Source organism: Saccharopolyspora rhizosphaerae (assembly GCF_003931915.1).
In the GTDB taxonomy this organism is placed as follows: Bacteria; Actinomycetota; Actinomycetes; order Mycobacteriales; family Pseudonocardiaceae; genus Saccharopolyspora; species Saccharopolyspora rhizosphaerae.
On sequence record NZ_RSAA01000005.1, the window covers coordinates 41,919 to 62,307 of the forward strand.

Genomic DNA, 20,389 nt, shown 5'->3' on the forward strand with positions numbered 1-20,389 from the left:
CGTGCCGATCAGGGTCGCCACCGGCGAGTCACCGTCCTGACCTGACGTGCGTGGTAGTTTCCGCCGGTGGTGCAGGAATCCTGCGATCTGCTGCGGAGGCTCGCGTGAACGCCGAACTGCCCGACTTCGACGCCGTCTACCGGGGCGAGTCCCCGGTGGTGGACGACACCCGGGTGCCGTGGAACATCGGTGAGCCGCAGCCCGCGGTCGCCGAGGTCATCGCACGGGGCGATGTCGTCGGCCCGGTGCTCGACTCCGGGTGCGGTGTGGGCGTCACCTCGCGGGAGCTGGCCGCGCGCGGTTTCGAGGTGCTGGGCGTGGACCTGTCCGACACGGCCATCGCCCAGGCCGAGGCCGACCGCGACGAGCGGCACGCCACGGCGACCTTCCGGGTTGGCGACATCACCGAGTTCGCCGGCTACGACGGCCACTTCGGCACCGTCATCGACTGCACGCTGTTCCACTCCCTGCCGGTCGAGAGCCGTCCGGGGTACCTCTCGGCGATCGCCCGCGCGGCCCGGGACGGCGCCCGGCTGCACATGCTGGTGTTCGACAAGTCCGCGTTCCCGCAAGGAGGCGGCCCCAACGCGGTCGACGCCGAGGAGTTGCGCGCGGCCGTCGGTGAGCACTGGAGGATCGACTCGATCGAGCCGAGCACCATCGCCGGGTTCCTGCCGCCGAGTCTCGGCGCGCACCACCCGGTCGACGAGCAGGGGCGTGCGCGCGTCCCCGCGCACTTCCTCACCGCCCACCGCTGACCCGGTCGTGACGACGAACCAGCCCGGTGCGCCACTGGCCCGGCGGCTCGGCCTCGTCGACGCCACCGCGATCGGCCTGGGGTCGATGCTGGGTGCCGGGGTGTTCGCGGTCTTCGCGCCGGCTGCCGCGGCCGCGGGCAGCGGCCTGCTGTTCGCGCTGGTCATCGCAGGCTTCATCGCGTACTGCAACGCGGCGAGCTCGGCGCAGCTGGCGGCGGTCCACCCGGCTTCGGGTGGCACCTACCTCTACGGGCGCGAGCGGCTCGGCCACTGGTGGGGTTTCACCGCCGGCTGGGGGTTCGTGGTCGGCAAAACGGCCAGTTGTGCGGCGATGGCGTTGACCTTCGCCGCCTACGCCGCACCCGGTTTCGAGAAGCCGGTCGCCGCGCTGGCGGTGGCGGTGCTCGCGGCGGTGAACTACATCGGCATCACCCGCACCGCCGCGCTGACCCGGGTCCTGCTCGTCGTGGTGCTGGTCGTGCTCGTCGGCTTCACGGTGCTGACCTACCCGGCCACCGCCGGCGGCGGGACGCACGCGTGGCTGCCGCGCGGCCCGCTGGGCGTCCTGCAAGCGTCCGGTCTGCTGTTCTTCGCCTTCGCCGGCTACGCGCGCATCGCCACCCTCGGTGAGGAGGTCCGCGATCCGGCACGCACGATCCCGCGCGCGATCTTGCTGGCGCTGGCGTGCACCGCGGTGGTCTACGCCGTCGTGGGGCTGAGCTTGCTGCTCGTGCTCGGCCCGCACCAGCTGGCCACGAGCACCGCCCCGCTCGCCGACGCGCTGGTCGCGGCAGGGCACGCGCCGTGGACCCCGGCCGTGCGGTTCGGTGCCGCGGCGGCCAGCCTCGGCGCGCTGCTGGCGCTGATCGCCGGGGTCGGTCGCACCGGACTGGCGATGGCGCGGGAAGGCGACCTGCCGCGCCAGCTGGCCGCAGTGCACCCCCGGTTCCAGGTGCCGCACCACGCCGAGCTGACGCTGGCCGTGGTGGTGATCGCACTGGTGCTGAGCGCCGACCTGCGCGGAGTGATCGGCTTCTCCAGCTTCGGGGTGCTGGTGTACTACGCGATCGCCAACGCCTCGGCCTTCACCCAACCGCGGGCCGAGCGGCGCTGGCCGAAAGCCCTCAACGTCGCCGGACTGGCCGGGTGCCTCCTGCTGGCCGCCACGCTGCCCGTCACCTCGGTGCTGGTCGGGCTCGGGGTGCTCGCGCTCGGACTCCTCGGTCGCCTGTTCAGCAGGGCAAGCTCCGGGTGATCTCCTCGTCCAACCGTCGCCTCAGGTCCGCGGCTTCGGGCGCGCCCACGTTCTCGTAAAGGCGCGCAGCGGTGCCCCAGTGGCGGGTGGCGGTGTCGTGCCGGCCCGCCGCTTCGTGGAGGTCACCGAGCCCGGTGTGGGCCCGGGCCCGCGCGTAGTGGCCGGATCCGCTGCCCGCCACCCCCAGGGCGTGCAGGTGGCACCGGGTGGCCTTCTCCGCATCTCCCATCGCTCCGTGCGTTTCGGCCATCGCCGTGAGCGTCATCGCTTCGAGGGTCGCCGAGCGCACCTGCCGCGCGAAGGTCAACGCCGCCAGGTGGGCCTGCCACGCCCGCGCGTGGTCGCCCTGGCACCGGCGAATGCTGCCGAGCCGGTGCAGCGCCACGCCTTCCAGCGAGCGCAACCGGGTGCGCCGGGCCAGCACCAGCGCGCGCTCGGCCTGCTCGGCCGCCTCCTCGTAGCGGCCGAGGTCCCGGTAGAGCGCGGCCAGCGCGCAGGCGGCTCCGGCTTCAGCTGGCGGGTGGCGGTGCTCGGCGGCCACCCGCGAGGCCTCCAGCAAGCACTCCATCGACGCCCGGTGCCGGCGCCGGCGCCGGTGCAGCCGTCCGAGGCAGACCATCGGGCGCAGGGCCAGCAGGGGTAGTCCGGCCTCCTGGTACAGGCGCGTGGAGCGGTGCAGGTGCTCCAGCGCGGTCTCAGCGCGCCCGGTGGCCATGCACAGCTCCCCCATGCCCAGCAGCACGCCGGCGGTCCGCGCGGGCCCGCGCGCCAGCTCCAGCGCTCGGTCCAGGAGCCGGTGCGCCTTCCCGAACTCGGTGCGCCGCAGGTGCGCCACGCCGAGCCCGCGCAACGCCATCACTTCACCGTCGCGGTCACCGGTCCGCGCGGCGACCACGCGGGCCTTGCCGTGGACCCGCACGGCTTCGTCGACGTGCCAACCGAAGTCGAGCGCCACGTCCAGCGCAGCCGCGAACCCGACCGCGTAGTGGTCGAATGCGCCTTCCGCGGTGTCGGCGAGGCGCACCAGGAGTTCTCGCTCGCCCTCCAACCAGCGGGCCGCGTCCTCGTGGTCGCGCATCGGCGGCACCTCGAACCGCTGCGCGCGTGGCGGCAGCGCCCCAGGCGCGAGGAACCCGGTGGCGTGCGTGGTCGCCTGCAGGTAGTAGTCGCAGAGCCGACGCAGGGCTTCTCGCTGCTGGCCGGCGGTTTCGGTGGTGTCGACCAGCTCCGCGGCGTAGCCGGCGAGCAGGTCGTGCAGCCGGAACCGCTTGCCCGCCACCTCTTCCACCAAGTGCGCGCGGGCCAGAGCCGCCAAGCCCCGATGGGTCGTGCGGACGTCTGCGCCCCCGGCCAGCGCGGTCAGCGAGCAGGCATCCACTTCTCTGCCCGGGTGCAGTCCGAGCATGCGGAACAGCGTGGCCTCGCTGGCGGAGAGGTGGCGGTAGGAGGCGCCGAAGACGGTGCGCAGGCGCGCCTGCGGGTCGTCGCCGTCGAGCAGGTCGAGCCGGTCCCGCGCGCTGCTGAACTCGGCCACGATGCGGCCGAGGCCGTGGTGGCCCTGCCGCCGCACTCGTTCGGCGGCGACGCGCAGCGCCAGCGGCAGCCGAGCGCAGCGCTCGATGAGCTCGTCGACTGCGCCGTCGTCGGTGATCAGGTCGCCGAGCAGCTCCTTCATCAGCAGCCTGGCCTCGTCCAGGCCCATCCGGTCGAGCTCGACCCGCTGCGCGCCGTCCCCGACGACCAGTCCGGTGAGCTGGTCGCGACTGGTCACCACCACCGCGCACCCGGAGGCACCCGGCAGCAGCGGTCGCACCTGTTCTGCGCTGACGGCGTTGTCGAGGAACAGCAGCACGCGCTTGCAGTCGAGCAGGCTGCGCAGCCGCGCTGCGCGCTCGGCCACCTGCAGCGGCACGTCCTTGCCGTCCACACCCAGCGCCCGCAGCCATCCGGCGAGCACATCACCGGGGTCGGCCGGGCTGTCGCTGCCGAACCCGCGCAGGTCGGTGTAGAGCCTGCCGTCGGGGAAGCGCCGCTCGACCCGGCGTGCCCAGCGCAACGCCAGGGCGGTTTTGCCGACCCCGGCCGTTCCGGAGATCACCGTGATCGGGACCGCATCGGTGATCTCGTCCACGATCCGGTCCAGTTCGGACAGCGGGTGGTCGCGTCCGATGAAGGTGCCCGTGGTGCGCGGGAGCTGGCTCGGTGCGGGGGCTCTTCCGGCGGGTTCGGCCGCTCGGCCTCCGGAGATCTGGTCGTGCAGCGCGCGCAGCTCCGGTCCCGGATCCAGCCCCAGCTCGTCGTTGAGCACCTGGCACGCGCGCTGGTACTCCGCCATGGCGTCGGCGTGCCTGCCGCTGCGGTGGAGGGCCAGCATGAGCAGACCGGCCAACCGCTCGCGCAGCGGGTGGCGGTGCACCGCCTCCTCGAGTTCTCCGACGACGGCGTCGTGCCGACCGGCGCGCAGTTCCGCGTCGTAGAGCTCCTCGACGGCGAGCAACCGCTGCTCGGTGAGCCGCTCGACCTCAGGGGCGAGGTCGGGCAGGTCGACCTCCTGGTACGGCCTGCCGCGCCAGAAGCCGAGCGCGCGCCGCAGCGTCTGCGCCGCGCGGGTCGGGTCCGGCTCGCCCAGGGCCTCGCCGAGCAACGCGGTGAACATCGAGGCGTCCAGCTCGTCCTGCTCCACGCGCAGCCGGTATCCGGCGGCCTCGTGGGTCAGGCGCTCGGGATCGTCGAGTTCGCGCCGCAACCGGTGCACGTGGACCTGCAACCGGCTCGCGCCGTGCTCGGCGGGTGATCCCCACAGGGCTTCGAGCAGGGTGGGAACCGGCACGGGCTCGTTGGCGCGGGCGAGGAGCACCGCCAGCAGGGTGCGCCGCATCGAGCCGGTCGAGGGCTCTGCCACTCCTCCGTCGCACATCCGGACCGGCCCGAGAACTTCGAAACGCATTCTCATCTCCCCAGGGAGGTATCAACCAATTCGTGTTGCCACGTTCGGCCGTCTGCCGCGTCCCCGGAAAGCGACGAGAAAGCCACGCCGCGGACAGTGGCCCTGCGACGTCAACCGCTGCAACGAAGACCACTCCAACGGGTCACCATCGAACCCCTCTCGACGCTGCCCGCACACCGGAGCAACCCGATCGAATGATCGGCTCGCGCACCGTTCCGCACGACTTCCGAGCGCGAAGAACCGGTCGACGCTCGAGGCTCTCGGGGCAAGTCACCTCTGCGCCGACGCGGTGCGCTACGGACGTGGCCAGTGACGACGGTGCTCCACCGCTCCACCCCCAGTGATCGCGCAGCTGCACGCCCCCCACGGTCGCGGTGGTCGAACCCCGCGAGCAGCCTCGATGATGGTGCGGCCGGGAACCACGCACAAGCACCTACCGAGAGCGATTTCCCCGAGGACCCGCGAACGCAATTCTGACCTGGCGGAATGGAACGCGGTGGGAACAATTCCCTGCCGATCGAACACACCGTCGGCGTGTCGGGCAGATCAAAGAAATGGGTGGTGAGGCGGCCCCCTCGCCCGCCTCACCACCCGCGCCGAGAATACGTCGAACGGCGGGTCGTTGCGAGATCAAGGACTGCTGATCACCAGCGTGTCCCTGCCCACCCGTGAGCTGCTGAGAACACCCGGCTGGGTTAATGTCAACACCATGAACCGCACGCCCTCCACCCCGGCAGAAGCGTTCCAGACCCTCCTCGAAGGCAACCAGCGCTTCGTCGAGAGCACTCGGCTGCACCCGCACCAGGACGCCGACCGCCGCGCTTCGCTGGCCCCGGGACAGACGCCGTTCGCCGTCCTGTTCGGCTGCTCGGACTCGCGGCTGGCTGCGGAGATCATCTTCGACCGCGGCTTGGGCGACCTCTTCGTCGTGCGCACCGCCGGCCAGGTGACCGGTTCAGAGGTGCTGGGGAGCATCGAGTACGGCGTGGGCGTGCTGGGCACCCCGCTGGTGGTCGTGCTCGGCCACGACTCCTGCGGTGCGGTCGTCGCGGCTCGCCAGGCGGTCATCGAGGGCACCAACCCGCCCGGCTACCTGCGCGACATCGTCGAACGGGTGACGCCGAGCGTGCTCGCCGCCCGGAGCTCGGGCTCCAACGAGGTCGACGACATCGTCGACGTGCACATCCAGCGCACCAGCGAGCTGCTGCTGGAACGCTCGTCGCTGCTGGCCGACGAGGTCGCCGCCGGGCGCTGCGCCATCGCGGGCCTGTCCTACCGCCTCGCCGACGGCACCGTGCGCCTCGTCGCCAGCCACGGCCCCCTGCAGCGCACCGCCGCCTGATCTCCCGGCCACAGTGGAGGGCCGCTGACGTCGCCTGCTCCGCGGGCGGTTCCCGTTCCAGTAAGCCGATCTCCTCGCCGGGGGTTAGCCTTCCCAGGCACGTGCTTGGCGAAAGGAACCGGTCGCGTGAGCTTCCAGCCGCGTCGAGTGCTACTGATCAGCGCCACCATCGGCGAGGGACACAACGCCACGGCGCGCGCCGTCGAGGAGGCCGCGCGCCAGGTCTGGCCCGGGTGCGAAGTGGTGTGGCTGGACGCGTTGCGCACCATGGGCCGCTGGGTTCCGCGCGCGTTCAACTGGATCTACGTCACCAACGTCGAAACGACGCCGTGGCTCTACGACTTCTTCTACGACTCGCTGTGGCGCTACCGGTGGTTCGCCAACGCCTCCCGGCGCTTCGTCGGTGCGTGGTGCGGTCCGCTGCTGCGCCGTGAGATCCGCCGGATCCGGCCGGACCTGATCGTGTCGACCTACCCGCTGGGCACCGCCGGGCTGGACTGGATGCGGCGGCGCGGAGAGCTCGACATGCCGGTCTCGGCGGTGGTGTCGGACTTCGCGCCTCACCCGTTCTGGGTGTACCCGGAAGCCGACCTGCACTACGTGATGAGCGAGGCGAGCCTGCGCGCGATGCACCGCGCCGAGCCCGACGCGGTCGGCGCGGTGTCGGTGCCACCGGTGCGCAGCGACTTCCACCCGCGCGACCGCGCGGAGGCCCGGCTCGGATTCGGCCTGCCGACAACGGGTTTCACGGCGCTGATCTCCTGCGGCGCGTTGAGCTTCGGCGCGGTGGAGCGTGCGGTGGACGCCGCGCTGCGCGTCGACGGGCTGGGCCGGGTGCTGGTGGTGTGCGGGCGCAACGAGGCGTTGCGGGAGCGCCTGCTGGCCCGGGGCGATCCACGGCTGGTCCCGCTGGGCTGGGTCGAGGACATGCCCGGCCTGATGGCCTGCTCGGACGTGGTGATCACCAACGCCGGCGGCGCCACAGCACTGGAAGCGCTCGCGTGCGGCCGCGCTGTGGTCATGTTCGAGCCGATCGCCGGGCACGGCCGGGCCAACGCCGAGCTGATGGCGGACGCGGGCCTGGCCGAGCTGTGCCCGCGCGAGCCGGAGCTGACCGCGAGGCTGCGCCGCTGGGTGGCCGACCCGCAGGAGGTGGGCGAACGCGAGGAACGCGCGCTCAAGCACTGCCGGTCCGCCGACTTCACCGAGCAGGTGGCGGCGCTGGCCGGGCTCACCCGGCACCGCGGACGGCGGCCGCTGCGAGCGCAGGACGCGTTCTTCGTCCACGCCACCACACCTGAGGTCTCCCAGCAGACCGGCGCGATCCTGCAACTGGAGCCCTCGCTGGAGTCCACCCACCAGTGGTGCGAACACCTCTCGCGGCGGATCCGCGAGCACGCGCCGGCTCTGCCGATGCTCACCCGCGCGCTGGTCACCCGACCTGGTCGACGTCCGCAGTGGAGCCACGAGACCGCGATCGACCCGGCAGAGCACCTCAGCTGCCGCGAGCTCAGGCCCGACCACAACCTCGGCGAGGTCGCCGGTGAGTTCTTCTCGACGGCCGTGCGCACCGACCGGCCACCGTGGGAGCTGCGGCTGCTGCACGACCCGGCCACCGGCCGGGCGACGGTGCTGGCGAAGATGCACCACGCGCTCGGCGACGGCCTGGCGGTGACCAGCACGCTGCTGCGGCTGCTCTGCGACGGCGACCACCCGGTCTCCGCAGCCGGGACCGACGGGCGTCCGTGGCGCCAACGGCTCCCGCAGCTGCTGCGCGGGCTCGTCGGACTGGCCACCTCGGCCGGGTCGCCGAGCCGCGCCTGGACCGGGCGCAGCACCCCGGAACGCAGCTTCGCGCAGCTCTCGCTGCCCGCAGCGACCGTGCGCGCCAGCGCGCGCGACCACGGGGTGAGCAGCAGCGCGCTGCTGCTCGGACTGGTCGCCGAGGCGCTGCACCGGGCGATGCGCGAGGAGCGCCGCGGCGCCCTGTTCCGGGTGATGGTGCCGCGCACGGCCCGCACCGGCCGCGGCGGCGCGGGAACCGCGACACCGGGCAACCACACCCACACCCTGTCCGTGGACCTGCCGGTCGGGCCGATGCCGCTGGTGTGGCGTCTCCGCGCGGTCGCCGACGCCCTGGCCGCACCCGAGCACAGCGGTCAGCCCGAGGCGGCGGGTGCGGTCCTGGCAGTGCTGGGGCTGCTACCCGCCCCGGTGCACAAGTGGGTGGTGCGCCGGGTCTACGGGCACCGGTTCTTCAGCGCCGTGGTCTCGGTGATGCCGGGCCGGCGTCGTCCCTCCCACATCGGGGGCACCCGCCTGAGCCGCGTGCTGCCCGTGCTCTCCCTCGCCGACGGCGTGGGAGTGGCGATCGGCGCGATCGGCTGGGGCGAGGAGTGCGGCTTCGGCGTCACCACCGACCCCGGGCTCGCACCCGACGCCGACGTGCTCACCGGGCACCTGCGCGACGCGTTCGACGAGCTGCAGGAGCGGCGGTGAACTCCGGCACGGTGCTGGTCATCGCGGTGCCCTCCGCGGTGGTCGGCGCCGCGAGCTTCGGGATGGCCAGCGCCATCCAGCACCGGGTCACCAAGCAGGTGCCCGAGGGCGCGACGCTCAGCCCGCGGATGCTGTGGGACCTGGTGCGCAAGCCGATCTGGGTGCTCAGCATCGGCACCGTCGTCGTGGGTCTGTCGCTGCAGGTGGTGGCCCTGGCTTTCGGACCGCTGGTGCTGGTGCAGCCGGTGCTGGTGACCTCGGTGCTGTTCGGCGCGGCGTTCTCGGCGTGGCTGGCCCAGCGGCGGATGGACCGCGTGCTCGCCCTCGGTGCGCTGTCCTGCGCCGGGGGGTTGGCGGCGTTCCTGGTGCTGGCGCAGCCCTCCGGGCACGGCAGCGAGTTCACCGGGGCTCCCGTGCTGCCCTTGGCGCTGGTGCTCGGCCTGCTGGTGGTGCTATCGCTGGGGGCGGCGCGGTGGTTGCCGGGCGAGTTCGGCGTCATCGGGCTGGCCGTGGCCACCGGTGTGCTCTACGGCGTCACCGCCGGGCTGATGCGCGTGGTGGCCGGGCAGTTCCGCACCGGCGGACTGGTCGAGCCGTTCGGCCACTGGACGCTGTACGCGGTGTGCGTGATCGGGCCGATGGGGTTCCTGCTCAGCCAGCGGACCTTCCAGCGCGGACGGTTGATCTCCCCGTCACTGGCGGTGATCACGACCGTCGACCCGCTGGCGTCCGCGGCGATCGGGGTGAGCTGGCTCGGTGAGAGCATCGAGTCCTCCCCCGCGATCCTGGCCGGAGAAGCGGTGGCGGCGGCGTTGATGATCGGCGGCATCGTGGTCCTGACCCGGCGCAGCGAGCAGCTCGGCCGCGAGCTGTCCCAGCAGGAGGAACCAGGATCGTGGGGATGAACTCCGCCCTGGTCACCGGTGCGTCGTCGGGCATCGGCGCGGCCACCGCGCTGCGGTTGTCCGCCGACGGCTGGCGCGTGGTGCTCACCGGGCGCGACCGGCCACGCCTGGACGCGCTCGCCGACCGCACGGGAGGCCGGGCCGTCGCCGCGGACCTGACGACCGCGGACGGCATGCGGCGGGTCGTCGAGGCGGCGCGGGGTGTGGAACTGCTGGTGCACAGCGCCGGCATCGGCTGGGCCGGGCCCTTCGAGGCGATGGCTCCGCACCAGATCGACGAGCTCCTGGAGCTCAACCTGACGATTCCGATCCGGCTCACCCATGCCCTGCTGCCGCCGCGGGTGGCGTTCGTGGCCTCCGTGGCCGCGGTCGGCGTCCGCGACGAGGACGTCTACTCGGCCACCAAGGCCGGGCTGCGCGCGTTCGCCGCGAGCCTGCGCTACCGCGGGGTCACCACCACCACGGCGTTCCCCGGTGCGGTGCGGACCCCGTTCTTCCACGGTCGTCGCTACGACCGCCGCTTCCCGCGCATGCTCGAACCCGAGCGCGTCGCCGACGCGCTCGTCGACGCCGTCGCGCGCGGGCAGCCGGAGGTCTTCGTGCCCCGCTGGCTGGCCGTCGCCGACCGCCTCCACGGCGCCGTGCCGGGCCTCTTCCACCGCCTGGCCCGGCGGTTCGGCTGAGGCGGCTCAGCTGCGCAGGGCGCGCAAGGATTCGCGCAACGACCCCATCGTGGCCAGCACCGCGGTGGGTTCGTACCCGCAGTGGGCCATGCAGTTGGCGCAGCGCGGATCGTTGCCGCGACCGTAGGCCTCCCAGTCGGTCTCCTCCAGCAGCTCGCGGTAGCTGCGCGCGTAGCCGTCGGCCATCAGGTAGCAGGGCCGCTGCCAGCCGTAGAGCGAGTAGGACGGGATGGCCCACGCCGTGCAGCTGAAGTCGGTCTTGCCCTCGAGGAAGTCCAAGAACAGCGGCGAGTGGTTGAAGCGCCACTTGCGCCGGCGCCCGTCGGCGAAGACCTTCTTGAACAGCTCGCGGGTCTCGCTCACGCCCAGGAAGTGCTCCTGGTCCGGTGCCTTGTCGTAGGCGTAGGCCGGCGAGAGCATCATCTTGTCGACCTTGAGGTCGTTGTTGAGGTAGTCGAGCACCTCGATGACCGACTGCGGCGTGTCGGTGGTGAAGAACGTGGAGTTCGTCGTCACCCGGAAACCCCGCCGCTGCGCGTCCTTGACGTTGTCCACGGCCTGGGCGAACACGCCCTTCTTGCACACCGAGGCGTCGTGGCGCTCCTCCAGGCCGTCGATGTGCACCGCGAAGGAGAAGTACGGCGACGGCTCGAACTGGTCGATCTTGCGCGGCATCAGCAGCGCGTTGGTGCACAGGTAGACGAACTTCTTGCGCTTGACCAGCTCCCTGACCAGCACGTCGATCTCGGGGTGCATGAGCGGCTCGCCGCCGGCGATCGACACCACCGGAGCACCGCACTCCTCCACGGCCGCCAGCGCTTGCTCGACCGGCATCCGCTGCTTGAGCACGCTCGCCGGGTGCTGGATCTTGCCGCACCCGGCGCAGGCCAGGTTGCAGGCGAACAACGGCTCCAGCTCCAGTGTCAGCGCGAACTTGTCGCGCCGAGCCAGCTTCTGCTTCAGCAGGTAGGCACCGACTCGCACCGCCTGGCGCACGGGAATGCCCATGGCTACAACACCTCCTCGCAGGTCGCGCGAACTTCCGGCGGGATCTGGCGGCCCCACCGCCGCAGGCACGAACCCACGGCGTGCAGCCGCGCCAGCCCGGACATCGCCCGGCGCACGGTTCCCGGGCGCAGCAGGGGGTGCTGGGCGGTGTCGACCACCACCCGCACCACCGCCAGCGGGCGGTGCCCGGCCGCCTGGGCGAGCACCGCCGACTCCATGTCCACCGCCAGCGCTCCCGTCGCGGCCAGGTCGTCGCGGCGTTGACCGCGCACCAGCGCGTCGGTGGTCACGATCGGCCCGGTGCGCACCGGGAACCCGCTGCGCACGAGCGCGTCCGCCAGCGAATCGGCGGCGTGGCAGCGCAGCGCCTCCCGATGTCCGCGCAGTTCGTCGGCGACGATGACGTCGCCGCTGCGCACCTCCGGCGCGAGCCCGCCGGCCAGCCCGGCCACGACGAGCACGTCGAAGTCGGCGGCCAGCAGGCGTACCGCGCTGCGCGCGCTGCGCCGCGGGCCGTAGCCGGTGCGACGCACGGTCACCGAGTCGGCGTCAAGCCCGGTGGTGCGCATGGTTTCCTGGCCGGAGACGGCACCGCGGGTGGCCGAGCGCAGCGCGCTGGCCTCCAACCGCATCGGTGCGCAGATCAGCATCCTGGTGGTCGACATGTCACTCCCCGTCCCGCAGGTAGCGCCCGAGCGCGGTCAGCGGGAAGATCACCCGGTACAGGTGGTAGTTGATGTAGAAGTCACCGGGGAACCCGGTCCCGGTGAACTGCGGCTCGTCCCAACCGCCGTCGGCGCGCTGGCTCCGAGCCAGGTAGCCGATCCCGCGACGCACCGCATCGGTGTCGTGCCTGCGCACCGCCAGCAGCGCCATCAGGGCCCAGCCGGTCTGCGACGCCGTCGAGGTGCCGCGCCCGATCCACTGCGGATCGTCGTAGGAGCGCAGGTCCTCACCCCAGCCGCCGTCGTCGTTCTGGTGCGCCTCCAGCCAGCGCACGGCGTCGCGCAACGCCCGGTGCTGTGGATCCACCCCCGCCGCGACCAGCGCGGGCACCACGGCGCCGGTGCCGTAGACGTGGTTGGCGCCCCACCGCCCGAACCACGACCCGTCGCGCTCCTGGTGCGCCAGCAGCCAGTTCACGCCGTCGCGCAGCACTTGGTCGCGCTCGCCGAGCACGGCCAGCGCCTCCACCACGTGGGCGGTCACGTCGGCCGACGGCGGGTCGATGACCTCGCCGAAGTCGCAGAACGGCAGCGTGCGCACCAGTTGCCGCGTGTTGTCGGCGTCGAAAGCGCCCCAGCCGCCGTCCTTCGAGCGCATGCCGCGCAGCCACCGAACTCCGCGTTCGATGGCGCCGCGCACCGCCTCGCGGTCGGGGTGATCGATCTTGTTGAGGGCCAGCAGCACCTCGGCGGTGTCGTCGATGTCGGGGTAGCCGTCGTTGTCGAACTCGAACGCCCACCCACCCCCGGCCGGCAGCTCGGGGCGCTGGACCGCCCAGTCGCCCTGGACCCGGATCTCCTCCGCCAGGAGGTAGTCGGTCGCGCGCCGCAGCGACGGGTGGTCGGCGGGCACCCCGGCGTCGCGCAGCGCCTGCACGCCCAGGACCGTGTCCCACACCGGCGACTGGCAGGCCTCCAGCCTGCGCACGGGGCCTTCGGGCGTCCGCTCGCGGATGAGGAACCGCTCCAGCCCCGCCAGGCCCTTGGCGATCACCGGGTGGTCCATCGGGTAGCCGAGCAGGTGCAGCGCCAGCAGCGAGTACACCCAGGGCGGTTGGATGCCTCCCCACGACCCGTCGGCTTCCTGGCGGGCGACGATCCACTCGGCGGCGCGCAACATCGCGTGCCGGCGCAGCGACCGCACCGGACGCCGGTGGTAGCGGTGCAGGACGCGGTCGAGGCGGTGGAAGCCGTAGCCCCAGGACCACTCGAACGTCGGCCGCTCGGCCGGCCGCCCGGTGCGCAGCTCCCGCACGCTGATGCCCAGGTCGCGACGCGGACGCAGGGTGCACACCACGGTCAGCGGCACCACGGTCTGGCGCGCCCAGCAAGCCCAGTCGGAGACGTTGAGCGGGAACCACTTCGGCAGCAGCACGACTTCCGGTGGCATGGCCGGCAGTTCGTCCCAGGACCACTCGCCGAACAGCGCCAGCCAGATCCGGGTGAACACCCGGGTGTCCTCCAGACCGCCGTGGGCGAGGATCCACTCGCGGGCGGTGCGCATGTGCGCGGCGTCGACGTCGTCACCGGCGAGCTTGAGCGCGGTGTAGGCCTCGACGGTCGTGGAGAGGTCCCCGGGACCGCCGTAGAAGTTCGCCCACGTGCCGTCCTCGCGCTGCTGGGAGCGGATCCAGCGGGCTGACTGCTCGGTCTCCGACTCGGTGCGGATGCCGAGGAACTGCCGCAGCAGGAGGTCCTCGACGTCCATGGTCACGTTGGTCTCGAGCTCGCCCTTCCACCAGCCCTCGGGGCTCTGCAACGACAGCAGGTGATCGCAGGCCGCCTGCGCCGCCAACCGCGCGTGAGCGCGCGCCGCGCCCTGGCTCAGGATGTGCGCGGCGGTCGCGGCGGACCGGGTGGGTTGTTGCAGCTGATCGGTCACAGCTTCCTCCGTACGATGAATTCGGCGAGCTCTCCCAGTGCCGTGGTGTCGCCCAGCGATCCGGCGTCGAGCTGTGCCTCCGCGAGCTCGAGCCGGCGCCGGCACTCCTGCCGCGTCCAGTCCTCGGAACCGGCGCGGCGCACCATCTCGGCGGCTTCGTGCAGTTGCTCCTCGGTGAGCGGGTCGGGCTGCGCGTAGAGCTCCCACAACCGCTCGCCCGCTGCGGTGCCGGAGGTCAGGGCGTGCACCACCGGGACCGTCTTCTTGCGGGTGCGCAGGTCCGACAGCACCGGCTTGCCGGTGACCTGGGGATCTCCCCACAGCCCGAGCAGGTCGTCGACGAGTTGGAAGGCCATGCCCAGCTCGGTGCCGTAGGCGTGCAGGGCACGCACCTGCTCGCGCGAGGCTCCGGCGCTCAGCGCGCCGATGGAGCATGCGCACGCCAGCAGCGCGGCGGTCTTGTCGTGCGCCATGCTCAGGCATTCGGTGAGGTCGACGTCCTGGCGGCGCTCGAAGTCCAGGTCCGCGGCCTGTCCGGCGATGAGCACCCGGGTCGTGGCCGACAGCGACCGCACCGCCACGGCCGCGTGGGGCGCGTCGGACTCGAGCAGCACGTCCGGTGCCAGGGCCAGCAGCGCGTCCCCAGCCAAGATCGCCGCCGAGGAACCGAAGACGGTCCAGGCGGTGGGCCGGTGCCTGCGCGAGGCGTCGCCGTCCATCACGTCGTCGTGCAGCAGCGAGAAGTTGTGCACCAGCTCCACCGCCGCCGCGCCGGCGATGCCCGGTTGCGCTGCGCCGCAAGCGATCTCGGTCGCGGCGAGGGTCATGGCAGGGCGCAGCGCCTTGCCCCCGGCCTCGGTGTGCGCGCCGTCGGCGTCGACCCAGCCGAAGTGGTACTCGCTGACCCGCCTGCTGTCGCGGTCCAGCCGCGCCACCGCCGCGCGCAACGTCGGGTCCACCTGTTCCCGGGCGGTGCGCAGCGCCAGGGGCAGAACTGCAGTCATGCCGTCACCTCCACGCTCGTGCGCGATCGCTGTTGGCTGTCCACGACCTCGGCAGCGCGGATGCCGCTGCGGACCGCACCCTCGGTGGTGTCCGGCCAGCCGGTCGCGGTCCAGGCACCCGCGAGCACCAAGCCGGGCACGTCGGTGCGCGCGGCGGGCCGCAGCGCGGCCGTGCCCGGGGCCTGCCGGAAGGTGGCGTGGGGTTCGCGGGTGACGAAGAAGTCCAGCACGCGGGCCCGCCTGGCGGCCGGGAACAGCTCGTTCAGGGCCGGTGTGAAGACCTCGCGGAGCTCCTCGGTCCGCATCCCGATCTCCCGCTCGGCCGCCGACTGGGACAGCGCCAGGTACTGGCCGGTGCGCGCGCCGGAGATGCGGGTGCGGTCGAAGACCCACTGCACGGGCGAGTCGAGCACCGCGGCCATCTCCAGGTCGGTGACCCTGCGGTCGAAGTGGACGTGGACGTTGACGATCGGTGAGCACGACAGCCGCGCCCAGGCCTCGGCGTCGCGCACGGGCAGGTCTGCGACGAGCCCGGCCGCCGCCCGGTGCGGCGTGGCCACCACGACGGAGTCGGCCACCAGCTCGCGCTCACCGGCCGGCTCGTCGACCCGAACGTGAAAACCGTTGGTGTCCGGTCGGATCGTTCCCGCCTTGCACCGGGCCCTGACCTCCACCCCCGCGTTCAGCAGTGCGCGGTGGCCCGCTTCGCCGTGCAGCTCCGACAGCGGCCGCTGCGGCACGCCGATGTCGCAGGCGTCGGCGACGTCGAGCACGCCGGTGCGGAAGACCCTGGTGGCCAACGCCATCGAGGCGTTCTCCGGTGGGGCGTTGAGCGCCGCCACCGCCAGCAGCCCCCACAGCGCCTCGACCGCTTGCGGCGTCTCCCCGCGCTCCCGCAGCCACTGGCCGAGGCTCTGCCCGTCCAGCGCCGGGTCGTCCGGGTCGAGCGCGCGCAGCGCGAGGGCGGTCCGCGCGACGCGGGCCCGTTGGGCCCAGCTCAGCCGCCGGTAACCGAGCAGCGCCGGGGCGAGGTGCCCGGGCGCGGGCAGGTTCCAGCGGGTCAGCGTCGCCGGTGCCGCACCGGGGCTGATCACCGGCACGCGGAAGCGCGTCTGCACGCGGATCCCGTCGGCCACGCCGAGCCTGCGCAGCAGGTCGAGGTAGGAGGTGTAGCAGCGCAGCAGCACGTGCTGGCCCGTGTCGACGAGCAGGTCACCGCGGGCGAACGAGTAGGTCGCGCCACCCAGCCGGGCCCGCGCCTCGACCAGCTGCACCGAGTACCCGCGTTCGCGGCAGTCCAGCGCAGCGGTGATGCCCGCCAGCCCGCCGCCGATGACCACGACGTGCCCGCGGTTCACGGTGCCATCCCCGCCAGCGAGCGGGCGGCGACGCCGGCCTTGCGCCAGCCCGGCAGCGAGGTGCGCTCGCGCATCGCGGCGCTCGGGTTGGAGGCGATGCGCACCAAAAGCTGGTGGTAGATGCCGGCCATCGAGGCGCAGCAGGCGCGGGAGCGGCGGTCGAGCATGGGCAGCAGCCGGAAACCCTCGCTGTACCAGCGCTCGGCCCGCGCCGCCTGGAACCGCACCAGGCGGTTCCAGCGCGCGGTGTCCTCCACGAAGCCGTTGCCGGGTTCCAGGCGAATGCCGAAGTGCGCGAGGTCGGCCGCGGGCAGGTAGGTGCGCCCGTTGAGCTGGTCCTCGCGGACGTCCCGCAGGATGTTGGTCAGCTGCAGCGCCACCCCCAGGGCGTCGGCCCGCACCACAGCGGTGGTGAGGTCGTCGGCGCCGAAGACGCCCAGCGACAACCTGCCGATGGACCCGGCCACGCACCGGCAGTAGTGCAGCAGCTCGTCGAAGGTCGTGTAGGTGGTGCCCCGCACGTCGGCTTCGCAGCCGTCGATGAGCTCGTCGAAGGCCTCCACCGGCAGCGGCATCCGGCTCGCCGCGTCGGCCAGCGCGGCCAGCACCGGATCGCTCGAACCGATCGAGGCCTGCTGCACGGCTTCCCGGCACTGCTTGAGCTCGCGCAGCTTCTCCTCCCGCGGCAGGACACCGTCACCGATGTCGTCCACCCGCCGGGCGAAGGCGTAGACCGCCGACAGCGCGCGGCGCTTCGGCCCGGGCAGCAGGCGGATGCCGTAGGAGAAGTTGCGCGCCTGCTCCCGGGTGATCCGCTCGCACTCCCGGTAGGCGTCCCGGATCCCGATCGGTCGCGTCACCGGGTCCCTCCCCTCGCGTGCAACCGCACCCACTCGGTGAAGGTGCGCGCCTTGCTCGGATTGACCTGAGCCGCCAGCGGGTCGTGCCCGGCGGCCTCGAACGCCGCGACGGTGGCCAGCCCGCCCGCGACGTAACCGGCGACGGCCAGCCGCGCGGTCCCCGACAGGGCGCCGACCAGCACGCTGCCGTCGCGCAGCATGCGGCGAGCCCGGGCGACCTCGAACCGCACCAGCCCGCGCAGCGCGGTCGAGGCGCGTGGTGCGGCGAGGTCGGACTCGTGGCAGCCGTAGCGCTCGAGGTCCTCGGCGGGCACGTAGACCCGGCCCGACCGGTGGTCCTCGGCGAGGTCCTGCAGGTGCTCCAGGACCTGCAGCGCGCTGCAGACCTTGTCCGACAGCGCGATCAGCCCTTCCTCGGCGCGGCCGAAGACGTGCAGGACCGACTCCCCGACCGGGTTCGCCGACAGCGCGCAGTAGTTCATCAGCTCGTCGAAGTCCTCGTAGCGCTTCACGTGCTGGTCGCGGCGGTTGGCCTCGATGAGCTTGGCCAGCGTGGACATCGGGATCGCGCACTCGGTGACGGTCGGCTGCAGCTCACGCATGATGGTCGTGCGCGCGGTGCCGAGGTAGGCGCGTTCGAGGTCGTGTTCGAGGAAGTCCAGCAGCGCGTCGCGGTTGCCGGGCGCTTCGTCACCGGCGTAGTCGACCAGCCGGAAGTACCCGTAGAGGGCGTGCAGGTGCCTGCGCACACCGCCAGGCAGGACGCGAGAAGCCACGGGGAAGTTCTCCGAGCGCATCTGCGCCAGCACGGCTGCGCTGCGCGGCAGCTCACCCGAACGCTCTGCCCCCAGCGGGTGTTCGGGATCCTCACCGGACAGCGTCTCGCCCGGCAACGACAAGACCATCGGTCCTCCTCCTATCCACCGGCCAGGAGGCGCATCCGGCATCGTATGAGCGCCCCTGCAGCAGCGCAGGGCGAACGAAGAACCACGTGAGCCAACGTGATTCGCGCCGGTGTTCGACCACGCACCTGCTCCCCGGTTCCATATTGGACATCGGGCGCGCGCTGCTCGCGCAGACCCGCCAGGAGGTGGCCGGATCGGGTGGCCGATCTCGACCACAATGGACTAGTCGACTACCGACTGCGACGAAAAGCCGGGGGACGGGCCGTCCCAAGATCACCGGGTCGGCGTTGCAGGAGTGCGGGATCGCCCGCGCCGGGGTGGCGAAGTTCAGTCGGCCGGGGCCCCGTCACGACGCGAACGGGTGCGTGGAGCCCGGTCGGCCCGAAGCACCGGAGTCCGGACAGGCCGAGCGGGGCCACGCCCGGGCTCGATCAGGCGCTGCCTGCGTCACCGAGCACCGAGTGCCGCTCGGTGACGCTCAAGACCGGGACGCTCCGGTGGTCGCCGCGGCCACCGGAGCCCGGCTCAGCCGTCGAGCCGGTCGATGGTGGCGATGGACGGCGGTTCGGTGCGCTGCAACTCGGCGGCCACGCGTTCGGCGTCGCGCAGCACCCGGACGGCGTTGTGCCAGGTCAGCTTGCCCAGGTCGGCCTCCGACCAGCCGCGGCGCAGCAGCTCGGCGATCAGGTTCGGGTACCCGGAGACGTCGTCGAGGTCCTCCGGCAAGAAGATCGTGCCGTCGTAGTCTCCGCCGATGCCGATGTGGTCGACACCGGCGACCTCGCGCATGTGGTCGAGGTGGTCCGCGACGGTCTTCGCGGTCGCCACCGGCTGCGGGTGGGCCGCCTCGAACTCGCGCAGCACCTCCTTGGCCTCGGGCGTGCTGTCGAGGCCACCCAAGCCGTGGTCGACGAGCTCCCGCTGCGCGGCGGCCGTCCACTCCACCGACTCCTGCAGCACGAACTTGGTCACGAACGTCGCCATGGCAACGCCGCCGTTCTCCGGCAGCTGGGCGAGCACGTCGTCGGGGATGTTGCGCGGGTGCGAGCACACCGCGCGGGAGGAGGAGTGGGAGAACACCACCGGGGCGCGGCTGGCGCGCAACGCGTCGCGCATGGTGTCGGCGGCGACGTGCGAGAGGTCGACGAGCATGCCCATGCGGTTCATCTCGCGCACCACCTCGACGCCGAAGCGGGTCAATCCGTGGGCGGCGGGTTCGTCGGTGGCCGCGTCGGCCCAGGGCGTGTTGTCGTTGTGGGTCAGCGTCAGGTAGCGGACCCCGAGGTCGTAGAAGGCGCGCAAGGTGGCCAGCGAGCAGTTGATGGAGTGCCCGCCCTCGGCGCCCATGAGCGAGGCGATCTTGCCCTCCGCCCGGGCGGCTTCGACCTCGTCGGCGGTGCGGGCCAGGCGCAACCGGTGCGGGTAGCGGGCCGCCAGCGCCTTGACGCAGTCGATCTGCTCCAGCGTTGCGCTCACCGCGTGGTCGCCCTGCAGGGAGGTGGGGACGTAGACCGACCAGAACTGGCCGCCGACACCGCCGGCGTCGAGGCGGGCGAGGTCGGTGTGCAGCCGGCCGGTCTGGTCGGCGGCGATGTCGCGCTGGTCGAGGTCGTAGCGGACCTGCTCGCGCAACGCCCACGCGAGGTCGTTGTGCCCGTCGAGCACCGGCGTGGCCTCCAGCAGCTCCCGGGCCTTGGCCACCGCGTCCGACTCGCTCATCGCGCTCCCCCGATTCACCCGGTCGGTTGTCCTCGCTGAGCATATCCGCTCGAGATCACCCGACCAGGGCCCTGTGGCACGCCGTAGATCGAATCGACGAAACGGGCATTCGGCCGCACCATCTGCATATGGAGCGAATTCCCAGGCAGCAGGACACCAGCAACCTGCCCTCGGTGCTGGCCGAGTACGGACATCTCGCCGCGCAACTGCCGGGCGCCTCGGCGAGCCAGGCGGAGCGCTTGCGCGCCCGCCTCGCCGAGCTGGACGAGCAGATCGACGACTACGTCGCGCAGCTCACCGAGTACCACTCCATCGTGGACAGTTGACCGGTGAGGCGGCCGAGGCCTGCAGGACCGCCTCAGCCGCAGCCCCAGTCCTGCCCTGACGAGCTCCACCTCCTCGGTCACCCGACCGGGGAGGATTTTTCCGCCACTCGATTTCACTCGACACTGAACATATCGACACTGCTGAGGCGTGGTGCGCTCGAGTGCGCGGGGCCGCACGGCGCTGCTGCGGCGTGTACGCCGTGGGACGTAGTG

Annotated in this window: 16 protein-coding genes; 7 read left to right on the plus strand and 9 right to left on the minus strand. The window is 72.5% G+C overall.

Annotated features, from left to right (window positions below):
* Positions 1–104 precede the first annotated feature (104 nt).
* A complete protein-coding gene (locus EIL87_RS05080; protein WP_125088994.1) occupies positions 105–758 on the plus strand; it encodes a class I SAM-dependent methyltransferase in 654 nt (217 codons plus the stop codon).
* A 7-nt stretch (positions 759–765) separates the two neighbouring features.
* On the plus strand, positions 766–2,013 hold the full coding sequence (locus EIL87_RS05085) for an APC family permease (protein WP_267898829.1): 1,248 nt from the start codon (positions 766–768) through the stop codon (positions 2,011–2,013).
* Here EIL87_RS05085 and EIL87_RS05090 read toward each other — a convergent pair.
* On the minus strand, positions 1,991–4,960 hold the full coding sequence (locus tag EIL87_RS05090; RefSeq protein ID WP_158628589.1) for an AfsR/SARP family transcriptional regulator: 2,970 nt from the start codon (positions 4,958–4,960) through the stop codon (positions 1,991–1,993). The two genes, EIL87_RS05085 and EIL87_RS05090, sit on opposite strands and share 23 nt — an antisense overlap.
* A gap of 709 nt (positions 4,961–5,669) precedes the next feature.
* On the opposite strand from EIL87_RS05090, the gene EIL87_RS05095 reads away from it, so the two are divergent.
* The 4 genes from EIL87_RS05095 (at position 5,670) to EIL87_RS05110 (ending at position 10,389) form a co-directional block, all read left to right on the plus strand.
* Entirely contained in the window at positions 5,670–6,302 is a 633-nt protein-coding gene (locus tag EIL87_RS05095) for a carbonic anhydrase (protein WP_125088996.1), read from the plus strand.
* 126 nt (positions 6,303–6,428) lie between these two features.
* A complete protein-coding gene (locus tag EIL87_RS05100; protein ID WP_125088997.1) occupies positions 6,429–8,801 on the plus strand; it encodes an MGDG synthase family glycosyltransferase in 2,373 nt (790 codons plus the stop codon).
* Positions 8,798–9,706, plus strand: a complete 909-nt coding sequence (locus EIL87_RS05105) for a DMT family transporter (protein ID WP_125088998.1) — start codon at positions 8,798–8,800, stop codon at positions 9,704–9,706. The genes EIL87_RS05100 and EIL87_RS05105 overlap by 4 nt, the downstream gene beginning before the upstream one ends.
* Entirely contained in the window at positions 9,703–10,389 is a 687-nt protein-coding gene (locus tag EIL87_RS05110) for an SDR family NAD(P)-dependent oxidoreductase (protein WP_125088999.1), read from the plus strand. The genes EIL87_RS05105 and EIL87_RS05110 overlap by 4 nt, the downstream gene beginning before the upstream one ends.
* A gap of 6 nt (positions 10,390–10,395) precedes the next feature.
* Here EIL87_RS05110 and hpnH read toward each other — a convergent pair whose 3' ends face one another.
* From hpnH to EIL87_RS05150, 8 genes are all read right to left on the minus strand, one after another.
* Complete coding sequence (gene hpnH / locus EIL87_RS05115; RefSeq protein WP_125089000.1) at positions 10,396–11,397, minus strand: adenosyl-hopene transferase HpnH; 1,002 nt, start codon at positions 11,395–11,397, stop codon at positions 10,396–10,398.
* A 2-nt stretch (positions 11,398–11,399) separates the two neighbouring features.
* On the minus strand, positions 11,400–12,062 hold the full coding sequence (locus EIL87_RS05120; RefSeq protein WP_125089001.1) for a 5'-methylthioadenosine/S-adenosylhomocysteine nucleosidase family protein: 663 nt from the start codon (positions 12,060–12,062) through the stop codon (positions 11,400–11,402).
* A 1-nt stretch (position 12,063) separates the two neighbouring features.
* Positions 12,064–13,953, minus strand: a complete 1,890-nt coding sequence (gene shc, locus EIL87_RS05125) for a squalene--hopene cyclase (RefSeq protein WP_125089072.1) — start codon at positions 13,951–13,953, stop codon at positions 12,064–12,066.
* Positions 13,954–14,000: 47 nt separating this feature from the next.
* Positions 14,001–15,008 (minus strand): polyprenyl synthetase family protein, encoded by a 1,008-nt coding sequence (locus EIL87_RS05130; protein ID WP_125089002.1) that lies wholly within the window; start codon positions 15,006–15,008, stop codon positions 14,001–14,003.
* The gene (hpnE, locus tag EIL87_RS05135) at positions 15,005–16,366 is read right to left on the minus strand and encodes a hydroxysqualene dehydroxylase HpnE (RefSeq protein WP_125089003.1); all 1,362 of its coding nucleotides are present in this window, start codon (positions 16,364–16,366) and stop codon (positions 15,005–15,007) included. Before hpnE ends, EIL87_RS05130 begins: the two co-directional genes overlap by 4 nt.
* Positions 16,363–17,226 carry a presqualene diphosphate synthase HpnD gene (hpnD, locus tag EIL87_RS05140; protein ID WP_199740265.1) on the minus strand — a complete coding sequence of 288 codons (864 nt, stop codon included), beginning with the start codon at positions 17,224–17,226 and terminating at the stop codon, positions 16,363–16,365. Before hpnD ends, hpnE begins: the two co-directional genes overlap by 4 nt.
* Complete coding sequence (gene hpnC, locus EIL87_RS05145; RefSeq protein ID WP_125089004.1) at positions 17,223–18,131, minus strand: squalene synthase HpnC; 909 nt, start codon at positions 18,129–18,131, stop codon at positions 17,223–17,225. Before hpnC ends, hpnD begins: the two co-directional genes overlap by 4 nt.
* A gap of 525 nt (positions 18,132–18,656) precedes the next feature.
* A complete protein-coding gene (locus EIL87_RS05150; RefSeq protein ID WP_125089005.1) occupies positions 18,657–19,850 on the minus strand; it encodes a dipeptidase in 1,194 nt (397 codons plus the stop codon).
* Positions 19,851–19,978: 128 nt separating this feature from the next.
* Here EIL87_RS05150 and EIL87_RS05155 point away from each other — a divergent pair, with 128 nt between their 5' ends.
* Positions 19,979–20,176: a hypothetical protein gene (locus EIL87_RS05155; RefSeq protein WP_125089006.1), complete on the plus strand. Its 198-nt coding sequence runs from the start codon at positions 19,979–19,981 to the stop codon at positions 20,174–20,176.
* Positions 20,177–20,389 lie beyond the last annotated feature (213 nt).

Bases quoted from the DNA above. Each gene is read 5' to 3' on its own strand.
- EIL87_RS05090 (WP_158628589.1), bottom strand. From the start codon at position 4,960: ATGCGTTTCGAAGTTCTCGGGCCGGTCCGGATGTGCGACGGAGGAGTG.
- EIL87_RS05095 (WP_125088996.1), top strand. From the start codon at position 5,670: ATGAACCGCACGCCCTCCACCCCGGCAGAAGCGTTCCAGACCCTCCTC.
- EIL87_RS05110 (WP_125088999.1), top strand. From the start codon at position 9,703: ATGAACTCCGCCCTGGTCACCGGTGCGTCGTCGGGCATCGGCGCGGCC.
- hpnH (WP_125089000.1), bottom strand. From the start codon at position 11,397: ATGGGCATTCCCGTGCGCCAGGCGGTGCGAGTCGGTGCCTACCTGCTG.
- EIL87_RS05120 (WP_125089001.1), bottom strand. From the start codon at position 12,062: ATGTCGACCACCAGGATGCTGATCTGCGCACCGATGCGGTTGGAGGCC.
- EIL87_RS05130 (WP_125089002.1), bottom strand. From the start codon at position 15,008: ATGACTGCAGTTCTGCCCCTGGCGCTGCGCACCGCCCGGGAACAGGTG.
- hpnC (WP_125089004.1), bottom strand. From the start codon at position 18,131: ATGGTCTTGTCGTTGCCGGGCGAGACGCTGTCCGGTGAGGATCCCGAA.
- EIL87_RS05150 (WP_125089005.1), bottom strand. From the start codon at position 19,850: ATGAGCGAGTCGGACGCGGTGGCCAAGGCCCGGGAGCTGCTGGAGGCC.
- EIL87_RS05155 (WP_125089006.1), top strand. From the start codon at position 19,979: ATGGAGCGAATTCCCAGGCAGCAGGACACCAGCAACCTGCCCTCGGTG.